General features: G+C 32.1%; 18 protein-coding genes. 17 read left to right on the top strand and 1 reads right to left on the bottom strand.

Going from position 1 to position 20,120, the window contains the following annotated elements; all coding sequences use genetic code 11:
* Positions 1 to 153 precede the first annotated feature (153 nt).
* From STERM_RS15370 to STERM_RS15315, 12 genes are all read left to right on the top strand, one after another.
* Entirely contained in the window at positions 154 to 1,443 is a 1,290-nt protein-coding gene (locus STERM_RS15370; RefSeq protein ID WP_012862545.1) for a PTS sugar transporter subunit IIC, read from the top strand.
* 20 nt (positions 1,444 to 1,463) lie between these two features.
* Complete coding sequence (locus STERM_RS15365) at positions 1,464 to 2,846, top strand: glycoside hydrolase family 1 protein (protein WP_012862544.1); 1,383 nt, start codon at positions 1,464 to 1,466, stop codon at positions 2,844 to 2,846.
* A 30-nt stretch (positions 2,847 to 2,876) separates the two neighbouring features.
* Positions 2,877 to 3,560 carry an SGNH/GDSL hydrolase family protein gene (locus tag STERM_RS15360; protein WP_012862543.1) on the top strand — a complete coding sequence of 228 codons (684 nt, stop codon included), beginning with the start codon at positions 2,877 to 2,879 and terminating at the stop codon, positions 3,558 to 3,560.
* 101 nt (positions 3,561 to 3,661) lie between these two features.
* Positions 3,662 to 4,375 (top strand): GntR family transcriptional regulator, encoded by a 714-nt coding sequence (locus tag STERM_RS15355; protein WP_012862542.1) that lies wholly within the window; start codon positions 3,662 to 3,664, stop codon positions 4,373 to 4,375.
* A gap of 196 nt (positions 4,376 to 4,571) precedes the next feature.
* On the top strand, positions 4,572 to 5,516 hold the full coding sequence (locus STERM_RS15350; RefSeq protein WP_012862541.1) for a type I phosphomannose isomerase catalytic subunit: 945 nt from the start codon (positions 4,572 to 4,574) through the stop codon (positions 5,514 to 5,516).
* A gap of 139 nt (positions 5,517 to 5,655) precedes the next feature.
* Positions 5,656 to 6,468, top strand: a complete 813-nt coding sequence (locus tag STERM_RS15345) for an SDR family NAD(P)-dependent oxidoreductase (RefSeq protein WP_012862540.1) — start codon at positions 5,656 to 5,658, stop codon at positions 6,466 to 6,468.
* Positions 6,465 to 7,637 (top strand): glycosyltransferase family 21 protein, encoded by a 1,173-nt coding sequence (locus tag STERM_RS15340; protein ID WP_012862539.1) that lies wholly within the window; start codon positions 6,465 to 6,467, stop codon positions 7,635 to 7,637. Before STERM_RS15345 ends, STERM_RS15340 begins: the two co-directional genes overlap by 4 nt.
* Positions 7,615 to 8,925: a nucleotide disphospho-sugar-binding domain-containing protein gene (locus tag STERM_RS15335; RefSeq protein WP_012862538.1), complete on the top strand. Its 1,311-nt coding sequence runs from the start codon at positions 7,615 to 7,617 to the stop codon at positions 8,923 to 8,925. The genes STERM_RS15340 and STERM_RS15335 overlap by 23 nt, the downstream gene beginning before the upstream one ends.
* Complete coding sequence (locus STERM_RS15330; RefSeq protein ID WP_012862537.1) at positions 8,922 to 9,923, top strand: NAD-dependent epimerase/dehydratase family protein; 1,002 nt, start codon at positions 8,922 to 8,924, stop codon at positions 9,921 to 9,923. The genes STERM_RS15335 and STERM_RS15330 overlap by 4 nt, the downstream gene beginning before the upstream one ends.
* A 10-nt stretch (positions 9,924 to 9,933) precedes the next feature.
* The gene (locus STERM_RS15325; protein ID WP_012862536.1) at positions 9,934 to 10,911 is read left to right on the top strand and encodes a 3-oxoacyl-ACP synthase; all 978 of its coding nucleotides are present in this window, start codon (positions 9,934 to 9,936) and stop codon (positions 10,909 to 10,911) included.
* Positions 10,912 to 10,932: 21 nt separating this feature from the next.
* Complete coding sequence (locus STERM_RS15320) at positions 10,933 to 11,739, top strand: MBL fold metallo-hydrolase (RefSeq protein ID WP_012862535.1); 807 nt, start codon at positions 10,933 to 10,935, stop codon at positions 11,737 to 11,739.
* The gene (locus STERM_RS15315; RefSeq protein WP_012862534.1) at positions 11,729 to 13,021 is read left to right on the top strand and encodes a F390 synthetase-related protein; all 1,293 of its coding nucleotides are present in this window, start codon (positions 11,729 to 11,731) and stop codon (positions 13,019 to 13,021) included. Before STERM_RS15320 ends, STERM_RS15315 begins: the two co-directional genes overlap by 11 nt.
* A gap of 93 nt (positions 13,022 to 13,114) precedes the next feature.
* Here STERM_RS15315 and STERM_RS15310 read toward each other — a convergent pair whose 3' ends face one another.
* The gene (locus tag STERM_RS15310; RefSeq protein WP_012862533.1) at positions 13,115 to 15,211 is read right to left on the bottom strand and encodes a M28 family peptidase; all 2,097 of its coding nucleotides are present in this window, start codon (positions 15,209 to 15,211) and stop codon (positions 13,115 to 13,117) included.
* Positions 15,212 to 15,427: 216 nt separating this feature from the next.
* Between STERM_RS15310 and STERM_RS15305 the strand changes: the two genes are divergently transcribed.
* The 5 genes from STERM_RS15305 to STERM_RS15285 all read left to right on the top strand — a co-directional run bounded on the left by STERM_RS15305 (position 15,428) and on the right by STERM_RS15285 (position 20,111).
* On the top strand, positions 15,428 to 16,774 hold the full coding sequence (locus tag STERM_RS15305) for a DUF4026 domain-containing protein (protein ID WP_012862532.1): 1,347 nt from the start codon (positions 15,428 to 15,430) through the stop codon (positions 16,772 to 16,774).
* Positions 16,775 to 16,853: 79 nt separating this feature from the next.
* The gene (locus STERM_RS15300; RefSeq protein WP_012862531.1) at positions 16,854 to 17,093 is read left to right on the top strand and encodes a DUF2164 family protein; all 240 of its coding nucleotides are present in this window, start codon (positions 16,854 to 16,856) and stop codon (positions 17,091 to 17,093) included.
* Positions 17,094 to 17,301: 208 nt separating this feature from the next.
* Entirely contained in the window at positions 17,302 to 18,027 is a 726-nt protein-coding gene (locus STERM_RS15295) for an acyltransferase (RefSeq protein WP_012862530.1), read from the top strand.
* A 1-nt stretch (position 18,028) separates the two neighbouring features.
* A complete protein-coding gene (locus STERM_RS15290; protein WP_012862529.1) occupies positions 18,029 to 19,039 on the top strand; it encodes a polysaccharide deacetylase family protein in 1,011 nt (336 codons plus the stop codon).
* 46 nt (positions 19,040 to 19,085) lie between these two features.
* Complete coding sequence (locus STERM_RS15285; protein WP_012862528.1) at positions 19,086 to 20,111, top strand: glycosyltransferase family 9 protein; 1,026 nt, start codon at positions 19,086 to 19,088, stop codon at positions 20,109 to 20,111.
* Positions 20,112 to 20,120: the final 9 nt, after the last annotated feature.

The raw sequence follows: 20,120 nt of genomic DNA, 5'->3' as shown, positions 1-20,120 counted from the left end.
ACATATTTTTAAATATATAATTCAATTTATTTTTTTAATTTTATATTTTTATAAATTATAAAGGACATATCTTTTGAATTTAAAGTATTGACTTTTGAAAGAAAAGAGATATAATTATTTTAACAGAAAAAAGATTTTAGGAGGAAATAATTTATGAGCTCTGGTTCTAAAAAAGCTTTTTCAGAAATATTACTGGTATTTGCTGAAAAAATTGGAAAAAATATTTATTTGTTAAGTCTGAGAGATGCATTTATGCTTTCGTTCCCTCTTACAATGTTCGGTTCTATACTACTGGTAATCAGCAATTTTCCATTGATCTCCGCTGAAAAGAAGGATGTTCTATGGAAACTGTTCGGACATTCCGTTGAGAGTTCCATGTTGTTAATGTCTATTTTTATAAGTCTGGGAATAGGATATTATCTGTATAAATACAAAAATCCTGAAAAACCATCCGAGGCTTTATATTCAGCAGCAGTGGCGCTTACTTCATTTTTTATAGTTACACCGTTTTCACTGACACTTGAAGGGGAGAATATTATTTCAGGTGTTATTCCTACTTCGCTGGTAGGTGCACAGGGACTGTTTGTGGCTATAATTATTTCAATTCTGTCTACTACTATTTATAGTTTTATGATTAACAAAAATATAATTATAAAAATGCCCAAAGAAGTTCCGCCGGCGATTGCAAAATCTTTCTCAGCCATTATTCCGGGTGCAATTACGCTTACTACATTTATGATAATAAGCCTGATCTTTGAAAGAACTTCATTTCATTCAATACATAGTTTCGTATATGAATTTTTGCAAAAACCGTTAATAGGTTTGGGAACTTCATTTGCAGCAACTATGATTGCGGTATTTTTAGTACAGTTCTTCTGGTTTTTTGGGATACACGGACATCTTGTAGTAAATCCGATCATGGATACAGTGTGGAATGTGGCATCTCTGGAAAATTTAAATGCTTACAATAATAATCTTCCGCTGCCGCACATTGTAACTAAACAGTTCGTGGAAATGTTTACTGTGAGTGTAGGATCGATGGGGGCACTGTCAGCACTGACTGCTATATTTCTGGTAAGTAAGATAAAACAGCAGCGTGAAGTAGCAAAGCTGGGATTTATCCCCGGTATTTTCAATATTGCAGAGCCGACTTTATTCGGACTTCCGGTAATATTGAATCCGATTATGGCTATTCCGTGGATGTTAGGCGGACCGCTTACTGCGGCAATTGCATATTTTGCCACAGTAACAGGAATAATGCCGAAAACAACAGGAGTTGCCGTACCGTGGACAATGCCGCTGGGAATAAGCGGAACTCTAGCTACCAATTCAATTATGGGCGGTGTAGTACAGGTGATATGTTTTATTGCAGTTGTACTGCTGTGGATTCCGTTTATTCTTTATTCACAGAAAGAATTTAAGACAAAAGAACAAAATACATAAAAGCCAAATAAGGAGGAAAAATGAAATATTTATTTCCGGAAAACTTTTACTGGGGCGGAGCTTCTTCTGCATTACAGACTGAAGGTTCCGACACAAGCAGGGGAAAAACAACAATGGATAAGTTTTTCGAAGAGGCTCCTACCAGATTTTACAATGGTATGGGACCCGGAAAATTATCAAATTTTTATGAAAACTATGCAGAGGATATAGCACTGTTAAAAAAAGCAGGTCTGAATTCCCTGAGATTTTCAATAAGCTGGGCAAGATTAATCCCGGGAGGAAGAGGAGAAGCGGATCGTGAAGCCGTGGAATATTACAACAGAGTAATAGATGAATTTGAAAAAAACGGTATAGAGCTTTTTATGAATCTGCATCATTTTGATCTTCCTATAGAGCTTCAAAATGAAGGGGGATTTGAAAGCAGAGATGTGGTAGAGGCGTATGTCGAATATGCCAGAACTTGTTTTCAGCTTTTTGGAAAAAGAATAAAAAAATGGTGTACGTTTAATGAGCCTATTGTTACTCCAGAAGGCGGTTATCTGTATGATTTTCATTATCCGAATGTTGTTGATTTTAAAAGGGCAGTACAGGTAGCATATAACATGATTATTGCACATTCAAAGGCTGTAGCGGAATACAGAAAGCTGAATCTGGGCGGAGAAATTTTTACTGTTTTGAATATTACTCCTATTTATCCGAGAAGCAGCAATGAGAAAGATATGAAAGCAGCGAAAATTGCTGACCTGATTTTTGTAAGATCGTTTCTTGATCCTTTTGTAAAAGGGGAATTTAATGAAGAATTGAAAGAATTTCTGAAGGATAACGGGCTAATGCCTGAAACACAGCCTCAGGATAAAGAAATTGTAAAAAATAATATTATAGATTTTCTGGGACTGAATTATTACCAGCCAAGAAGGGTAAAAGCAAAGGAGCATATTGTAAATCCTGATTCAGTACTCCTTCCCGAATCATTTTTTGATTATTATGATATGCAGGGGAAAAAAATGAATACTTCAAGAGGCTGGGAAATATATCCCAAAGCTATTTATGACATGCTGATGACAATGAAGAATGAATATAACAATTTTAGATGTTTTATTGCTGAAAATGGTATGGGTGTTCAGGATGAGCATAAATTTAGAAATAAAAACGGAGTTATAGAGGATGATTACAGAATTCAGTTTTTTAAAGAACATCTAAGTTATGTGCATAAGGCAATTCAGGAAGGTTCGAGCTGTTTTGGCTATCATATGTGGACTCCCATAGATAACTGGTCTATGATAAATGAATATAAAAATCGTTACGGTTTAATAGAATTTAGTATAGAATCAGGCAACAGACAGCTGAAAAAATCAGGATTGTGGTTTAATGAGCTTTCTAAAAACAACGGGTTTGATGATTAGACATAGAGAATAAAGGCAGGAGAGTGTAGTATGAAGTATAATTCCGGATATTTTCAGTTTCGAGATTATCAGGTAGAAACAATGGGGAAAATAATAGAAAAAAATCTTCGAGCCAATAAAGGCGGGCTGGTTTTTTACGGAGATTCAATAACAGAGAACTATAATATAGAAAAATACTTCCCGGAGATAGAGACAAAATATAATTCCGGAATAAGCGGCTTTACATCGGAAAGTCTTCTTTGGTTCTGTGATGAAGCTGTAATAAAATATCAGCCTGATCTTGTTATACTTATGATAGGAATTAATGATTCAGGAGAAACATGTATGCTGAGTCCGAAGCAGACAGCCTGTAATATAAAAAATCTCATTGAGATGCTGGATATAAACATAAAAAATGTAAATTTTGCATTAATTTCGACTCTTCCGTGGAATCCGGAGCAGAATATGGAATACAGACAGGAAGAATTTGAAGCAAAACAGGGAATACGCAGTAATGAGCTTATCCGTAAGATTTACGAAGAAACACAGAAAATGCTTGTGAATTTCAGTAATATAGTTTATATAGATGTATTTTCCGAAATGCTTGATGAAAATAACAGATTAAGCAAAGAATACAGTTTGGACGGAATTCACTTATCGGAAAAAGGTTATGAAAAATTTACAAATATTATAAAACCCGTGATTCTGGATTATTATCGGAAAATTTCCGGATAGGGAAAATATGAAACATTGAAAAATCAACAAATATTCTTATAAAATTGTTTTTGGCATAAAAATGATATATAATGTTTATTATAAAACTCGGAGGATTTTCAATGTTGAAATATAAAGAAATAGCCCAGGACTTAAGGGATAAAATTGTAAACGGAATATATAAAGTTAATGAACAGCTTCCCTTTGAGAGGGAAATGAGTATAGATTATGATGTCAGCAGAATTACTATAAGAAAAGCCGTAGATCTTCTGGTAGCAGAGGGGCTGATAGTAAAAAGACGCGGATCAGGGACTTTTGTAAAGGATATAAATGATGATGAAGCCATAGAAATAGCCATGAAAAAGCAATTTTTAGGATTCAGCACCACACATTCGGATCATAAGGTAAAATCTAAAATTATCAAATTTAAGATTGTTAATCCCGATGAGAAAATAGCAAATAAACTAAAAATAGGAACAGATGAATTTATTTATCATGTTGAGAGAATACGTTATTCTGATAATATTCCCTATGTTATGGAAAAAACGTTTATGCCGATAACACTGATTCCCGGATTACAGAAAAAAAATCTGGAGTCCTCTGTTTATGATTATATAGAAAATGTTCTGAAGCTAAAAATTCAAAGCTCGCACAGAACAATAAGAGCAGATGTTCCCACGGAAAAGGAACAGAAATATCTTAAGATAGACAGGTATCTTCCTGTTTTGGAAGTGGAGCAGGTTGCCTTTCTGAGCAACGGACAGGCTTTTGAATATTCAATATCAAGACATAGAAGTGATAAAGCAGAGTTTAAGATGATAAATATAAAAGAGTAGATTATCCTTGATAATATAGTAGAAGCCGGAGTTTATCCGGGATAAGAATTCATATTTTTAGTATGCAAAAGCTTAAATATTGTGAAAAATTCTTTACAGGCAGTACCTTTCATAATACAGATCCCAAAATATAAGGCATTATAATCGGACTTTTAACTGTATATATAATAAAGACCGGTTTACATGAAAGGAAAAAATGAAAGACATATTATTTTTAAAACCATTATTTTTTGAAAAAATATGGGGAGGAAATAAACTGCCGGAAATATATAACTTCAATTATACAAATACTGAGTTTCCTCTTGGCGAGATCTGGGGTGTGTCAGGGCATAAAAACGGGATATCTGAGATTTTGACTTCTCCCTTTGAGGGAATGTCAATTAATAATCTTATTAACAGTGAGCCTGATTTGTTTGGGAATAAAACGGCAAATGGTGAATTTCCCCTGCAGATAAGGATAATAGATGCCAAAGAGGATCTTAGCATTCAGGTTCATCCTGATGATAAGTATGCAATGAAAAATTCAAATGATAATGGTAAGGATGAATGCTGGTATATTATGGATGCTCCGGAAAATGCAGAAATAGTTTTCGGGCATACATGCAAAAGCAGGGAAGAATTAGCAGAGGCTGTCGAGATGGGCAGACTGGAGGAGCATCTTTCCTACCTTCCCGTAAGAAGCGGTGATTTTATCCATGTGCCGGCGGGAACCCTTCATGCACTTACCCGTGACATAATGGCCGTGGAAATTGCTACCTGCAGTGATACAACATACAGATTTTATGATTATAACAGAAAAACCTCCGACGGGAAAAAGAGAGAGCTTCATTTGAAGGAATCCTTGGATGTCGTGGCTGTTCCCAGCATCTATCCTGTTATTAACACAAAAACAGCGTATAAGGCAAATGCAGTGGAAATGACTCTGGTTGATGAGGAATGCTTTACAGTAAAGCATATTAAAACTACTAAAACAGCAGTTATAGAAAAAGAGTTTCCTTATTATGCATGCTTTGTGATGGCGGGAGAGGGAACAGTAAATACTGTTAGGGTAAAAAAAGGAGATTTTTTTATTCTGACTAATAATGTAAAAAAGATTGAGATAAATGGAAAAGTGGAAATACTTGCAGCATATTCCAAATAAAAGTAAACAGGACTGGAACAAAAAAAATTGTTCAGTCCTGTTTTTGTTAATTAAGATAATATTATATCATAAATAAAAAAAATGTTTGACACTATGTCAAAATTTGTTGTATAATGGAAAAAAATTCAAAAGGAGAATCATGGGAAAAGTCTTAATAACCGGCGGTTCAAAAGGGATTGGGAAAGCAATGGCGGAAGAATTCCTAAGCCGGAAGTATGATGTTATTCTTACAGCAAGAAATAAGCAGGACTTGGAAAATACAAAAAAAGAGCTTCAGAAAAAATATAAAAATCAAATAATAGAAATAGAAGCAGCGGATCTTATATCAGAAGAAAGCTGGGATATTTTAATAAAAAAATATAATGAAATAGATATTTTGGTAAATAACGCAGGTATGGTAAAATTAGGGTACAGCTATGAAACAGAAAACCGGATATTACTGGACGGAATCAGACTAAATGTGGAAGCTCCATGTTTTCTTGGTAATTATTATATAAAAAAAATGCTGGAAAAAGATGATACAGATACTATAAGAGGAATAATCAATGTTTCATCAATTGCAGGATTGTTTCCCCATCCGCTGACTGTATTTTATTCACCGTCAAAATATTTTCTGGATCAATACAGCTGCAATATGAGATATGAAATAAGAAAAAAATATAAAAACAGCAGAGTTAATGTTATGTCTTTATGTCCGGGAGCAGTAGATACAGAATTTACTGGTAAGGCAAAGTTTTTGAAAATGAAGGCTTTCTGCAGAAAATTCAGATTTTTAAATTTGATGATGTCTCCGGAATATGTAGCTAAATCAGCAGTAAAGGATTTTTTTCGCGGCAGGAAGCGTTCGGTTCCGGGTGCTTTTTATAAAACGGCCGGATTTCTGGTAAGGTTTTTACCGGAAAGGCTTTGTGCTAAGCTGATGTATGAAGGAATGGTGAAGGAGACAGAATGATATATTTTATTTTTATCCTTTTGATGATATATGCAGTAATTTTATTGCTGAGGTTTATTTTTACCTTTACTTATTATAAAAGAGAAAAAGAGAGAAATATAAAAGAAGAAAACAGATTATCACTGAAAGAAGTTACAATTTTTCAGCCGGTATTATCAGGAGACAGTTATCTGAAAGAAAAACTTTCCATTATTTATAATACCGCAAAAGAAGCAGAATTAATATGGGCTGTAGATGAAGATGACAACGAAGCTGAAAAAATAATAAATGAAATTACAGGAAATAATCCTAAAAAGAATCTTCGCGTGATAAAATGCAGCAGGGCGCCTTTTTATGAAAATCCCAAGGTATACAAAATTATACAGACTGAAAAATTATGGAGAAAATATGTTGTTATTCTTGATGATGATACTGCTGTAAATACAGAAGAACTGGAGAATATTGATAAAAAACTGCTGGAAACCAGTATAATAACAGGAATTCCTTATTATCTAAAAGCGGGAAATATATGGGGAGATATGGTAAGAGCATATGTAAACAGCAATTCTGTATATAATTATTTTACTTCTGCGTTTTTCAGTGGAAATAGAACGATAAACGGGATGTTTTATATATTTAAATCTGAAAAAGTAATTTCACTGAAGCTTTATCAAAAAATAAGGCAGAAACTCTGTGACGATTATGAATTTGCCAAAATTGCAGCAGAGAACGGAATAAAAGTATATCAGTCAGTTATTCCGTGTAAATTAAATACTGAAATAAAGGATTTGAGGACATTTTTAAAGCTTATGAGACGCTGGCACGTGTTTGCAAATCATTATATAAAAGAAAATCTGGATATGGGCATTTTTATTTTCTCAATAATTCCATTTATTTCGGGAAGTTTATTTTTTATATGTTCATTGATTTACAGTTATAAGATATTTTTGATATATATCGGAATAAGCATATTGAATTTTTTTGCAGGGAAAATACTGAGAAAAAGAATTTTCTGTGAAAATGACAGAATAAAGGATATGGTTTTGGAAATAATTTCCGGAATAGTTCAAATACTTTACTGGATTCTGGCTTTGATAAGGCCAAGTAAAATTATCTGGAGAGGGAAGTCCGTGAAGATAAAAGACGGAATAATTGAGGTGAGTTTTGATGGAAAAGAGGATAAGGGTTGACTTTTTAGCTCCGCCTTTTGAGGGACATTTGAATCCTCTGATTGAAATGGCTGAAAAATTAAAGGACAAATATGACATTAGATTTATAACAGGAAAAGATAAAAATGAGATAATAATAAACAGCGGATTTCAGGTAGAAAATATTTTGACAGAAGAAAATGAGGTTTTTGAGAGGCTTTCAAATACTGAAAAACAGGTAAAAACTAATTTTTTTGAGCTGAAAAAGCAATTTTTTGAAAACCTGAGACTTATACCCAAAGTTACTGATGAATTAAAAGAGCTTATGCGAAAGAATAAAACAGATATTATTGTGGCTGATTTTATTGTGGTTTCGTCGGTATTCTGTTCAAAAGAGCTGGGGATTCCATTTATTACAACTATGCCTACAAGCTTTGCACCGGAAAATAAAGACGGAACGCCTGCTTATTTTGGAGGACTCAGTCCTGATAGTACAATTTACAGTAAAATACGGGATTATTTCGCAAGAAAGCAGATCAGATTATTTAAGAAAACTATTTATTATTTATTTTATAATCAGATAAAGAAAATGAATTTCAGGCTTTATAATAACTGCGGAGAGGAAAACATTTACTCGCCTTATTCAATGCTGGGGCTGGGTATGAAAGAATTTGAATTTAAAAGGAGCTGGCCGAAACAGTATCATTTTGCCGGGGCATGCTGTGAGACACCGCTGTATTACAGGGAAAAAATAAATAAAGAAAAAATATCAGATATTTTGGAAGAAAAATATAAATATAAAAGAAAAATACTGGTAACTCTTGGAACGCATCTGAAATGGGCAAAAAAAACTCTTACAGAAAATATAGAGAAAATTGCAGAAAATTTTGAAGATACGCTTTTTGTGGTAACAATGGGAGAGAAAAACAGGGAGTTTGATATTTTAGCGGGAAAAATAAAAGAAAATATGGTGATAACTGACTATCTTCCGTATACCGGGCATTTGGACAGTTTTGATTATGTAATACATCACGGCGGAGCCGGAATAACATATAACTGTATAAAATATAAAAAACCTTCGCTTGTAGTTCCTCAGGATTATGATCAGTTTGACTTTGCTGCAAGAATCGAATATTTTGAAACAGGAATTAAGGCTGAAAATATTAATGATACAGAAGATATAACTCAAAAACTGAATATATTGTTTAATAAAGAAAAATGGAAAAAATTGGAACAATTATCGGAAGATTTTAAAAAATATCAGCCGTATAAAATTTTGGACAGTGAAATAAAAAGATTGTTTCAGGAATATGGAGGCGGAAAAAAATGAAAAAAGTTCTGGTGACAGGAGCCACAGGATTTCTTGGTTCTTATATTCTGAAAGAATTAAAGGGGAAGTATGATATAATTTCTGTGGGAAGAAATAAAGAAAAGCTTATGGAAATAAAAAAAGACGATAGTAAAATAGAGTGTATAAGTGCAGATTTGGCAGAATTGAAGGAAGTTCTGGATTTTCCCGAAGCTGATATTGTCGTACATTCTGCTGCGTTGTCTACAATATGGGGTTCAAAAAAAGAATTTATAAAAAATAATGTAACAGCAACAGAAAATATTATAAAATACTGCAGGACAAAAAAAGCCCGGAGGCTGGTGTATGTTTCTACTCCCAGTGTTTATACCGGAAAAAAAGACAGGCTTAATGTAAGGGAAAATGAATTTGACAGTGGCAATAAGCTGAATTACTACATAGAAACAAAGATTGCAGCGGAAAAAAAAGTACTGGAAGCAGAGAGCGACGGTTTGGATGTAGTTATAATAAGACCAAAGGGCCTGATAGGAATCGGTGATACAAGTATACTGCCAAGAATTATCGAAGCAAATAATAAAATAGGAATTCCTGTTTTCAAAGGGAAGGAAGATATTCTTGCAGATATGACAAGCGTGGAAAATACTGCATATGCAATATTATTGTGTATGGAGAAAGAAGGGGTTTCCGGAGAAATATTTAATATAACAAACGGAGAGCCGACAAACCAGAAAAAACTTCTGAAATACGTATCGGAAAGTCTCGGGACAGAATTTCGATATAAAAAGCTTTCATTTGGAAGAATTTACATGATTGCTTCAATACTGGAAGGTATATATAAATTTTTCAGGGTAAGCAAGGAGCCGCTGCTGACAAGATATACAGTGTGTACTTTGGCATTCAGTCAGACACTTAACATTGAAAAGGCTGAAAAGCTTCTGGGATATAAACCGAGAATAAGTCTTAGAGATGAAATAAAAAGATTCGGAAAATTTTACAAAGAAAAAGATCATATAAAATAGAGGAGGAACTATGAGGATCTTAGGGCAGGGATATTATATTCCTGAGAGAATAGTGATGTCCGAAGAGGTTGATTTTTTAGCAGGAGTAAAAAGAGGGACAGTTTTGAAAAAAACTGGAATAAGAAAAAGGCACTATGCTGATTTCAGAGATAAGGAAACTGCCTCAAAAATGGGGAAATATGCAGCTGAAAAAGCTTTGATAAGTGCAGGAATAAAAAAAGAGGATATAGATTTGATAATAGGTGCTAATGCCACGAAGGAAATACTTCTCCCGTGTTCTGCTTCGCTGATACAGAGACAGCTTGGTCTTGAGAATAGTAAAACAGCCTGTTTTGATGTAGGCTCTACTTGTCTGAGCTTTTTTACGGCACTGGAAATAGCAGATATGTATCTGAAAGCAGGAAAGTATAAAAATATACTTATAGTTTCAAGTGAGGTAGCATCAATGGGAATAAATTACGGGCATATAGAGAGTGCGGGGCTCTTCGGAGACGGAGCAGCGGCAATTATAGCGGGAAACGGCGGAAGCTCTCCTGTATCAAAGTTTCAGACGTTTTCTGAAGGGTTTTATTATACTCATATTCAGGGCGGAGGAACAAGATACCCTGTAAAGGACTATAATGAAAATAATAAGACCGATTATTTGTTTCATATGGAAGGAAGCAAGGCCTTTAAGCTGATAAAACAGAAAATAGATAAGTTTTTTCAGGAATTTTTATTGGAAAATAATGTCAATATGTCAGAGATAGACAGAGTGGTAGCGCATCAGGCCAGTATAACAGGATTGAAATTAATAGGAAGACAGCTTAATATAGAAGACAGAAAATTGATAAATATAGTAGCGGAATACGGAAATATGATAGCAGCATCCATACCTTTCACATTTGCTTACGGTGTGGAGAAGGGACTTATAAAAAGAAACGATAAAATTCTCATAGCCGGGACATCTGCGGGAATGTCCATAGGAATGATGCTTTTGGAATATTAATATGTACAGGAGGGAAATAACATGAAGCTCACAGCATTTAATAACGGGTATTGTACAGCGGATAAAAAATATATCAACAAAAAATCCGAAAGCAGAATAATAAAATTTCCGGCAACATTTTTTTATCTGGAAATTTCCGGAATAAAAATACTTATAGATACAGGTTATTCTGTAAGTCTTTTTAGGAATGCAGGGATTGCTGCCAGACTTTATTCTTTTGTAACAAGGGTAAAATGTGATAAAGATGCCGACGAGGTTCTGATGGAAAATAATATTAATCCTGATGAGATACAGTATATAATAATCAGCCACTTTCATCCCGATCATTACGGCTCGCTGAAAAAATTTCCGGAAGCTGTGATTATATGCAGCAGGGAAGCAGCGGAGCTTTTATATTCGGGCAAAATGTCAAGGATAAGAAATCTGGTGTTTGAGAGACTTATTTTCAAAGATATGGAAAAAAGAATTATAAAAATGGAAGACTTTCCAGAAATAAAAATATCTGAAAATGATTTTTTTAATATATTAAACTTAAATGAGATATATGGCTTTTATCTGGAGGGACATGCCAAAGGGCAGATTGGACTGTACTTGAAGAGTCTGAATAAATTAATGATTTTTGATGCAGTATGGTCAAAGGAGAATCTGTACGGGGCAGAGCCGAGAAAAATACTGAAAAAAATAGCTTTTGCAGATGAAAAAAAGTATGAGAGTACCGTAAAAAAAATAAAGGAAATTTTGTATGATCTGGAAAATACAGCTCATGCAGATATAGAGCCTGTAATTACACATGATGAAAAGTTTTTAAGGAGTCCTTATGAGTTTTAAGCTTATTATTTTTTATTATTATCTGAAATATAAATTTTTTATGAAGAGCAGTAATAAAGAAAAACTTCTGTCGTTTCAAAGAAGAAAAATAAAAAAACATTTGGATTATATTACAAAAAAATCTGGATATTATTCAGAATACAGAGGAAAAGAGCTGAAAGATTTTCCGGTTATTGATAAAAAAATTATGATGGAAAATTTTGATACTGTAAATACAGTAGGACTCAGCAAAAATCATGCTCTGGAAATCGCAATGAATTCTGAGAAAACCAGAAATTTTAAAGAAAAGTATAATAATATAACAGTAGGCTTATCTTCGGGAACTTCAGGAAACCGGGGATTATTCATAATATCGGATTTTGAGAGGGCAAAATGGACCGGAATTATCCTTGCAAAATTACTTCCGGATTTTATTTTAAAAAAACAGAAAATAGCACTTTTTTTGAGGGCAGACAGTGAACTATATAATTCTGTTAATTCCAGAGTATTGAAATTCCGTTTTTTTGATATGATAAATGATTATAAAAATAATCTGAAGGAGCTGGACAGGTTCAAACCGGATATATTAATAGCACCGGCTTCCATGCTGAAAATACTGGCGGATAATATAGAAAATATAGATATAAAGCCAAATCGTGTATTTTCCTGTGCGGAAGTACTTACAGAGGAAAACAGGGAATACATAAACCGGAAATTTAATAAGAAAATAGGAGAGATCTATCAGGCAACAGAAGGGTTTTTAGGATATTCTTATGATTCCGGGCAGGGTTTGAAAATAAATGAAGATGTTTTATATATCGAAAAGGAATATATTAATAATGAAAAAACCAGATTTATACCTGTAATAACGGACTTTGAGAGAAAATCGCAGCCGGTAATACGTTACAGGCTAAATGATATCTGGATAGAAAGCCGGAGATCTGACGGGGATTTTATGATCCTTGATAAAATAGAAGGCAGAGAGGATGATATTTTTATCTTGAAATCCAGAGATGGTAAAGATATAAAAATTTTTCCGGACTTTTTAAGAAGGGCACTGATGTTTAGCGGCGGGGATATTCAGGAATATAATATTATTCAAAAAACATTTACGGATATTGAAGTATCATTTATTCCCCGGAATTACAAGGATTATGATATGATAAAAGAAAAAATAAAAGAGAATTTATATGATTTATTTAGCAGCTTTGATACAGATATACAGAGGATAAATTTAACTTTTTCAGCTTATGAGAAAAAAAACAGGCTTGCTAAAAAACGGGATATAAAAAGGGAATTTTAAGAGATTTAATATCAGAGTGAAACAACAGTACTGCAAATAAAAAAATGAACACAGATAATACAGTTGTGTTCATTTTTACATTTATAATAAAAGTTACTTTATTTTATTTAGATATTTTTTTACTTCAAGAAGCTGTTTATTTTCTGTAATAACAGTATTTTTCATAAGTGCTTCCTGAGAAGCAAGAATCTTTTTCAAAGCTTCTATTTCATTCTTAACATTTTTTTCTCCTGATTTTTGTTTTTGCTGCAAAGAGAAAATAATATCATAAAGATCCTCATGTCCCATAATTCTTCCTGCACCCCAGTTCAGACGTTCCTTATCTTGTTTTAAAACCTGATTCGTAAAATATTCATAAGTTTCTTTGTCAAAACTCAGTGCATACCAGTTATTATCAATTAAAGAAAGGTGATCATTAACTGCAGTATCTATATCTCCCTTTTCAAGTAAAGCTACAGCTTCATTTAGGGCATTTATATTATTTTGTGCATGTTCATGCGGGAATATGGAATCATCTTCCCATGTAAGCTTTATAAATGAATCCTGACAATATTTATAAAGAGCAAGGAGCTGTTTGTTCACAGTATCTGCTTTTGTTTCATATTTCTTAATTTCGGCAGTATTATTACTTTTTATAGCCTGCTCATGCTTATTATTTATATCTGCAAGCAGTCTGTTCAGATTTTCAGAAGTTTTTATTACTTCTTCAATGTCTGTCAGAAGTTTTTTTCCTTCATTTCCGGTTTTAGCCAGTAAATCCATATCCAGCGTAGCTTTGAATTCATTGAAACGTGTAGTAAAATCCATCGGCATAACTGCTTTTTGATCAAGCTCGTAAACAATCTGTGCATAAAGCTGGTGATTATAAGTAAAGGCTTTTTCATTATAAGTTGCTTTAGTATCATAATTTGTATGATATGTCGATTTCATAAACTGTGCTCCTACATAATCATTTCTTATAGTAGGAATCCCGGCTATAGAATATGAAAAATCATCCGCCCATGTTCTCGGAGGTGTGGTAACCTTGATTCCTCCCTCATATACACCTGAGACAGACGGTTTAATTCTGTCAGCAATACTTTCAATGAATGTTTTATATTCATAAACAGTTCTTATTTCCTGTGTTTTTACATGTTCAGATCCCGGCTGTTCAAAATTCAGCATGGCAAAACTTTTGGCTGCCCAGTCCGGTCTTACTTTAAACACCTGATTATACGCACCTACAGACCAGTCATATCTTGTATCTACTGTTCCCCATTCTTCGGCAGCATGTGCAATAACGATAATTGTTTTTTCAGGCTGATACCCGCTGTCAATTATACTTTTGGCTATTCCCATAGTAAGGGCAACTGCTGTAGCATTATCCTGAAATGCCTCAAAATATCCGTCATAATGTGAACTTAATATTATAAGTGAATCAGGATCCTTTCCGGGGATTTCACCAACAATATTATAGGCCTTTTGATCTCTTTTAACCTGAGAATCCACATTTAGTTCTATTTTTACAGTTCTATTTTTATTCATAAGAGCTTTCAGCTTATCACCGTCTGCTTTTGACATTCCCAAGGCAGGTGTATCATCAGGACCGCACATGTCCTGTACATTCAGGGCATCATCGCTGATTTCTGCATATCCTCCGTTATTTACGGCTATTACAGCCTTTGCTCCTTTTAGCTTTGCCTGCATGGCAGGATAATTAATCCACCAGTCCTCACGCTGATTAATATCAACCATAACTATCTTTCCCTTGACATCCGCATTTTCATAATCATCTCTGGTACCCTTGTTCAGATAAACCAGATCATACACTTCTGTACCATTTGTCGCAAAATTGGCAGCATAACTGTTTAAAGTAAGCCTTTGCTTTTTATTTTTTTTATCGGTATACGTAAGCTCTGCATTTTTAAATTCCCATGCATCTACAGTAAATTCATCTTTTCTGACATTTTTAAGCCCGAGCTTTTTGAACTCTTCATAAAGCATATCTCCGGCTGCATGTTCAGCACTGGAACCGGCAGTACGAAATCCCAGTTTTTCGTTAGTCTTAAACTTCGTCAGGGATTCGGCAATATTATAAGAATAATTAATATCAAGATGATTTATGATATTTTCCCTGCTGTCTGTGCTTTCTCTGGGTGCCGAAATCATCATTAACGACACTGTAAAAAATAAAATCAAAATTTTTTTCATACCACTCTCCTAAATAAAAAAGATAAAAAGTTTAGAACTATTAAACTTTAAGTTTAATGGTTCTAATCATAACAGTACTATTAAATAAAATTTGAAGAGAAAAGTCAAGAAAAATTTATAAAAATAATTTATTAAAAAATTTTAGTAAAAGAAATGCGGGAAATTTTGTAAATTATGATATAATATTTTAATTATAAAGCTAAGGAGTGAATTATAGTGGAAGACGAATATAAAGCAGTGCTGGAAAAAAAGATTCTTGAGGAATCATTTATAGGGGTTGTACCTAAAGCAGGCAGTGATCCTGAACTGGGGGATTTAAAGGAAAAGCTTGAAAAAAGTGCTCTTTTTTCAGTTAAGGATTTAAAAGAAAATATTGAGGACAATGAAATCAATACTCTTATTGCAAAAATAGATTACATGGATAATGAATATGAAGTGGAAATAAGAGTTTTGGAAATGACAGATCTTCTGAAAAGAAGTGTCGAAAGCTATAACAGCCTTTCAGGCGGTTATTTTTCGGGATATATGGAAAAAATAAATCAGAGCAGCAGTATGATAATGACAAAAATGTTCTATGATAATATACCGATAGAAGCATACCATCTTCAGCTGAAGGTGTTATATACACTAAGCAGTGATAATTATCTTGTGGTAGATATGTCGGCTTATAAGCTTCTTGAGGGAGAGCAGCTGGAAATGATAGCTTCTACGAATATACCGCCTTCGCCGGGGATAATGTATTCTACACATTACGTCCCTGAAAATGGTGTGGCATGGCTGCATACTCACGGAGTAAGAAGATTTGGAAGTGTGGAATTTGAATTTTTAAATATAAAAAATGAGCTTGCCGAAAAATGCAATAATATATTAAATACGGTGGTAGTCAATGCAATAGTAAACGGTCCTAAAGACGAAGAGGAAGTAATGAAAATAGGTTATTCAGATAATGTAGAGCTGGAATTTGCCTGGATAAGATGGGAGCATGCAGTGGATGTACTTGCTCAAAAAGGATTGTTTGGAAAGAAAAAGTCCTTTATAGGAGATTTGAAAGACAGAACTCTGGAAAACGGGGAATTGGACGAGCATACAAGACCAAGCGGAGTTCTACTTGCCAGTATAAAAGGGGAGCTTAAGAACCCCAATGAATATAAAAATAATTTCGGGGATAACATGATGCTTTATTACTCTACTGACGAAACTATAAGAATGTCATTGTTTGCAAAAGAAAATTTTTATTATTTTGAAAATATATTTGAAAATCAGAAAAACAGTAATGGCTGGTCTTTTCTTGTTAAAATAGGATGCAGATATGAAGAGGATTCTGAGGAGAGATTCGAGCATATGTGGTTCGATATTAAAGAAATAACTGAAAATACAGTAAAAGGTGCACTTATAAATACACCGTATTTTATAAATGATATGAAAAACGGAGAAGAGTATGAGCTTAGCAGGGAAGATATGAGTGACTGGATTATTTATACCCCGAGTATGACAATAAATGCAAATAATGTTTATATGTATAATAAATTATATAATAATGCGGGAAGTGAGAGAAATTCCTGATTTATTGTTTATTTGAAAATAAATTAGAATATTATATCAGAAATTAGAATAGCTTATATAGTAATATAGGGAGGAAAATATGAAAAAAGAAGATGAAATATTCAGACTTGATAAAAAAACAGAGGCAAAATTAATCGAAGAGATAAAGAAATTTTTTAAAGAAGTACGTGATGAGGAAATAAGTGATTTTGAAGGAACACTGGTGCTCGATTTTTTTCGTGAGAAAATTGCATCTGAGTTTTATAATATAGGTGTTTCTGCTGCTTATAGAAGACTGCATGAAATTTCAGAGGATATTTTGAGTATTTTGAAGTATTAACTAAAAATATAAAGGAAGAATTGCTTGTGATGAAACAATTATATTTTTATGTTTTGTTATTTCTAATAACATTTTTTTGAATCATATATAATAAAGACAGAAAAAAGAAATTTAACTCTTTCTGTCTTTTTTATTTGTTAAAACGCTTAAAATTTGATATAATTCAAAAAGGTCTAAAGCAAATATATGTTAGTTTAGGAGTTTTTTTATGAAAGAGAATTTTTTATTAGATTTAATAAAAATTAGATTGAAAAATAAAATTAAATTGGATAATAAAAATAATAATAAAATAAATTTTTTCAAAAATTTAAATATAAAAAAAAATTCAATAGAAATAAGCGGTAAAAACAATGAATTGGAAATTAGATCAAATGTGGAACTGAAAAATGTGGTGATAAAATTAAATGGTAAGAACAATAAAATAGTAATAAAAGAAAATTCAAAGTTAAAAGATACTGATATTATTGTAAATGAAAAAAATAATAAAATAATAATATCTGAGAATATAAAAATTTATAAGTCTTATTTTTTCATTAATGGAGAAAATAGTAAGATTTTTGTGGGAAAAGATACGACAATTGAAGGAGCCAAATTAAACAGTCAAGAAAATAATAATGAGATTTTTATAGGGGAAAATTGTATGTTTTCATATAATGTAGAAGTGAGGAATACAGACAGTCATCCAATATTTGATTTTCAAAATAAATTAATAAATAATGGACAAAAAGTTATTATTAAAGACAGAGTGTGGCTTAGTGAAGGAGTTACAGTTTTGAAAGGTGTAGTTATAGAAAATGATTGTATAGTAGGGGCAAAAAGTCTTGTGACTAAAAGCATTGATAAGTCCAATTCATTATCCGCAGGAATACCTGCTAAAATAATTAAAGAAAAAGTCAAGTGGAGAAGATTTTTTGACAATAAGGAGATTAAATAATATGTTATTAATATTAATTATAGTTTTGATATTGGGATTATTATTGTTTTTCAACAAAAAAGGAGTTCCGTGTATAATGTATCATAATGTAAGTTATGAAAAAGGGATTACACCGGAAGAATTTGAAGAACAAATGATGCTGCTGCAAAAGTATAAGACCTTTAAACTGGAAGAATTAGACAGGATGGGAAATAAATTTCCTGAAAATACTGTTTTAGTTACTTTTGATGACGGGTATGCAGATAATTATACAAATGCTTTTCCATTATTAAAAAAATATAATATAAAAGCAACTATTTTTTTGAATACAGCATATATAAATAACGATCCTTTTTATATGAATTGGGATCAGATACGAGAGATGTATAAGAGTGGTTTAGTTGATTTTCAACTGCATACACACTCACATTTTACTGTAGTGAAAAGAGTGGAAGTTCAAGGATTTTTTGAAGTCGGTGACAAAAATAAACGTGAGTTAAACAGAGAAATGAAAAATATCTATAGAACAAACGAAGTTAGAGAAGGATATCCTGTATTTAAAAAAAGAGGTGAAACCGCTATAAGAGGATATAAAGTAACTGATGAGTTTATGAATAAATATGATGAGTTACTGGGAAAATACAGAGATATGGACAGAGAGAAGAAAGAAAAAATATTAAAAGAAGAAATAGAAAGGAATCTAAAACATTTTATAGTTGAGTATACAGAAGAAGAATATAATTTAAGAGTAGAAAATGAGATAATAAAAAACCAAAATTTTATAAAAAAAAATCTTGGGAAAGATAGTGATTATTTTGCAAATCCATGGGGACATAAATCAAAAGAGTTACTTTTGATATTAAAAAAATTAGGAATTAAGGGAATGATAACTACCAAAAAAGGAACTAATTATTTGAAGCCGAATATTTATAAAATAAGAAGATATGAAACAAAATCAATGAAGCAGTTTAAAAAGTTATTATTTATAAATAATAATTATATTCTTGGTAAAATTTATGAATTGATTTCATGAGATTTTCTTAAAAAATAAATAAAATATCAGTTTAAAGGAAGGTTTTATGTATAGAATAGCAAGAGCAAAAATAAAAGAGTTTCAAAGAAGAATTGGAAAAAATGTTCTGGATAAGAAAAAAATTAAAGCAGATCTTAAATTTGAAAATATAAAGAAAATTTTATTTATTAGGTATGACGGGAAAATCGGTGATTATATAGTAAGTTCATTTATTTACAGGGAAATAAAAAAACAAAGGCCAGATATTCAGATAGATATAGTAGGAATAAATAAAAATGAGCAATTATTCAACAAAAACAAACATGTAGATAATTTTTATAAGTTAAAAAAGACAAAATACAGATATATGATTCCTTTAACTTTAAAACTAAGGAAGCAGAAATACGATATATTGATAGACCCCACAGAAGTCTTAAAAAATAAGGACTTATTTTTTATAAGACAGATTGACGCCAGAGTAAATTTTGGGTATGCAAAAGAAAATTATAAGTTATTTAATAAAAATATTCCCAAAAATGATAAGCATATAGTGGATATTTATAAAATGATTTTAGAAAAATTAGAGTTCAAAAATATTGATAGCAGGTATGACATACCAGAAGATGAAAAATCAAATGAAAAGATAAATAGATTTTTTACTGAAAACTTAGTAGAGAGATCAATTGTGGTAAATTTATTTGGTGCGAAAAGAAAAACTAAATTTACATGTGAAAAATCATTGGAACTATTAAACTATGTTTTAAAGCGAAAGTCGGATTATAAAATAATATTGCTTTATTCTCCTGCTGATACAGAAATTTTGAGTAAAATACTGGCGACAATTGATAATAAAAATTTACTGTTTTATAGTGAATCAAAAACTATTTTTGATAGTATAGCAATATTAAAAAGAGCTGAATTAATTATTTCGCCGGATACGTCAATTGTTCATATAGCAGATGGTTTAAACAAAAAAATAATTGCATTTTATACAAGCAGTCCGAATGATTTTATAAAATGGAAGATCAGTGATCAGAATAAGATAATTAGAGTTAATGATGTAAATGATGTGGAAATGAATTTTTTAGATTGATAGGAGTAG

This window comes from Sebaldella termitidis ATCC 33386, assembly GCF_000024405.1.
In the GTDB taxonomy this organism is placed as follows: Bacteria; Fusobacteriota; Fusobacteriia; order Fusobacteriales; family Leptotrichiaceae; genus Sebaldella; species Sebaldella termitidis.
This window is presented reverse-complemented; position numbering and strand designations above follow the sequence as displayed.

Coding starts and splice junctions, on each gene's coding strand:
- STERM_RS15335 (WP_012862538.1), top strand. CDS start 7,615: ATGGAAAAGAGGATAAGGGTTGACTTTTTAGCTCCGCCTTTTGAGGGA.
- STERM_RS15355 (WP_012862542.1), top strand. CDS start 3,662: ATGTTGAAATATAAAGAAATAGCCCAGGACTTAAGGGATAAAATTGTA.
- STERM_RS15365 (WP_012862544.1), top strand. CDS start 1,464: ATGAAATATTTATTTCCGGAAAACTTTTACTGGGGCGGAGCTTCTTCT.
- STERM_RS15325 (WP_012862536.1), top strand. CDS start 9,934: ATGAGGATCTTAGGGCAGGGATATTATATTCCTGAGAGAATAGTGATG.
- STERM_RS15295 (WP_012862530.1), top strand. CDS start 17,302: ATGAAAGAGAATTTTTTATTAGATTTAATAAAAATTAGATTGAAAAAT.
- STERM_RS15370 (WP_012862545.1), top strand. CDS start 154: ATGAGCTCTGGTTCTAAAAAAGCTTTTTCAGAAATATTACTGGTATTT.
- STERM_RS15345 (WP_012862540.1), top strand. CDS start 5,656: ATGGGAAAAGTCTTAATAACCGGCGGTTCAAAAGGGATTGGGAAAGCA.
- STERM_RS15340 (WP_012862539.1), top strand. CDS start 6,465: ATGATATATTTTATTTTTATCCTTTTGATGATATATGCAGTAATTTTA.
- STERM_RS15350 (WP_012862541.1), top strand. CDS start 4,572: ATGAAAGACATATTATTTTTAAAACCATTATTTTTTGAAAAAATATGG.
- STERM_RS15320 (WP_012862535.1), top strand. CDS start 10,933: ATGAAGCTCACAGCATTTAATAACGGGTATTGTACAGCGGATAAAAAA.
- STERM_RS15285 (WP_012862528.1), top strand. CDS start 19,086: ATGTATAGAATAGCAAGAGCAAAAATAAAAGAGTTTCAAAGAAGAATT.
- STERM_RS15300 (WP_012862531.1), top strand. CDS start 16,854: ATGAAAAAAGAAGATGAAATATTCAGACTTGATAAAAAAACAGAGGCA.
- STERM_RS15315 (WP_012862534.1), top strand. CDS start 11,729: ATGAGTTTTAAGCTTATTATTTTTTATTATTATCTGAAATATAAATTT.
- STERM_RS15360 (WP_012862543.1), top strand. CDS start 2,877: ATGAAGTATAATTCCGGATATTTTCAGTTTCGAGATTATCAGGTAGAA.
- STERM_RS15330 (WP_012862537.1), top strand. CDS start 8,922: ATGAAAAAAGTTCTGGTGACAGGAGCCACAGGATTTCTTGGTTCTTAT.
- STERM_RS15310 (WP_012862533.1), bottom strand. CDS start 15,211: ATGAAAAAAATTTTGATTTTATTTTTTACAGTGTCGTTAATGATGATT.
- STERM_RS15290 (WP_012862529.1), top strand. CDS start 18,029: ATGTTATTAATATTAATTATAGTTTTGATATTGGGATTATTATTGTTT.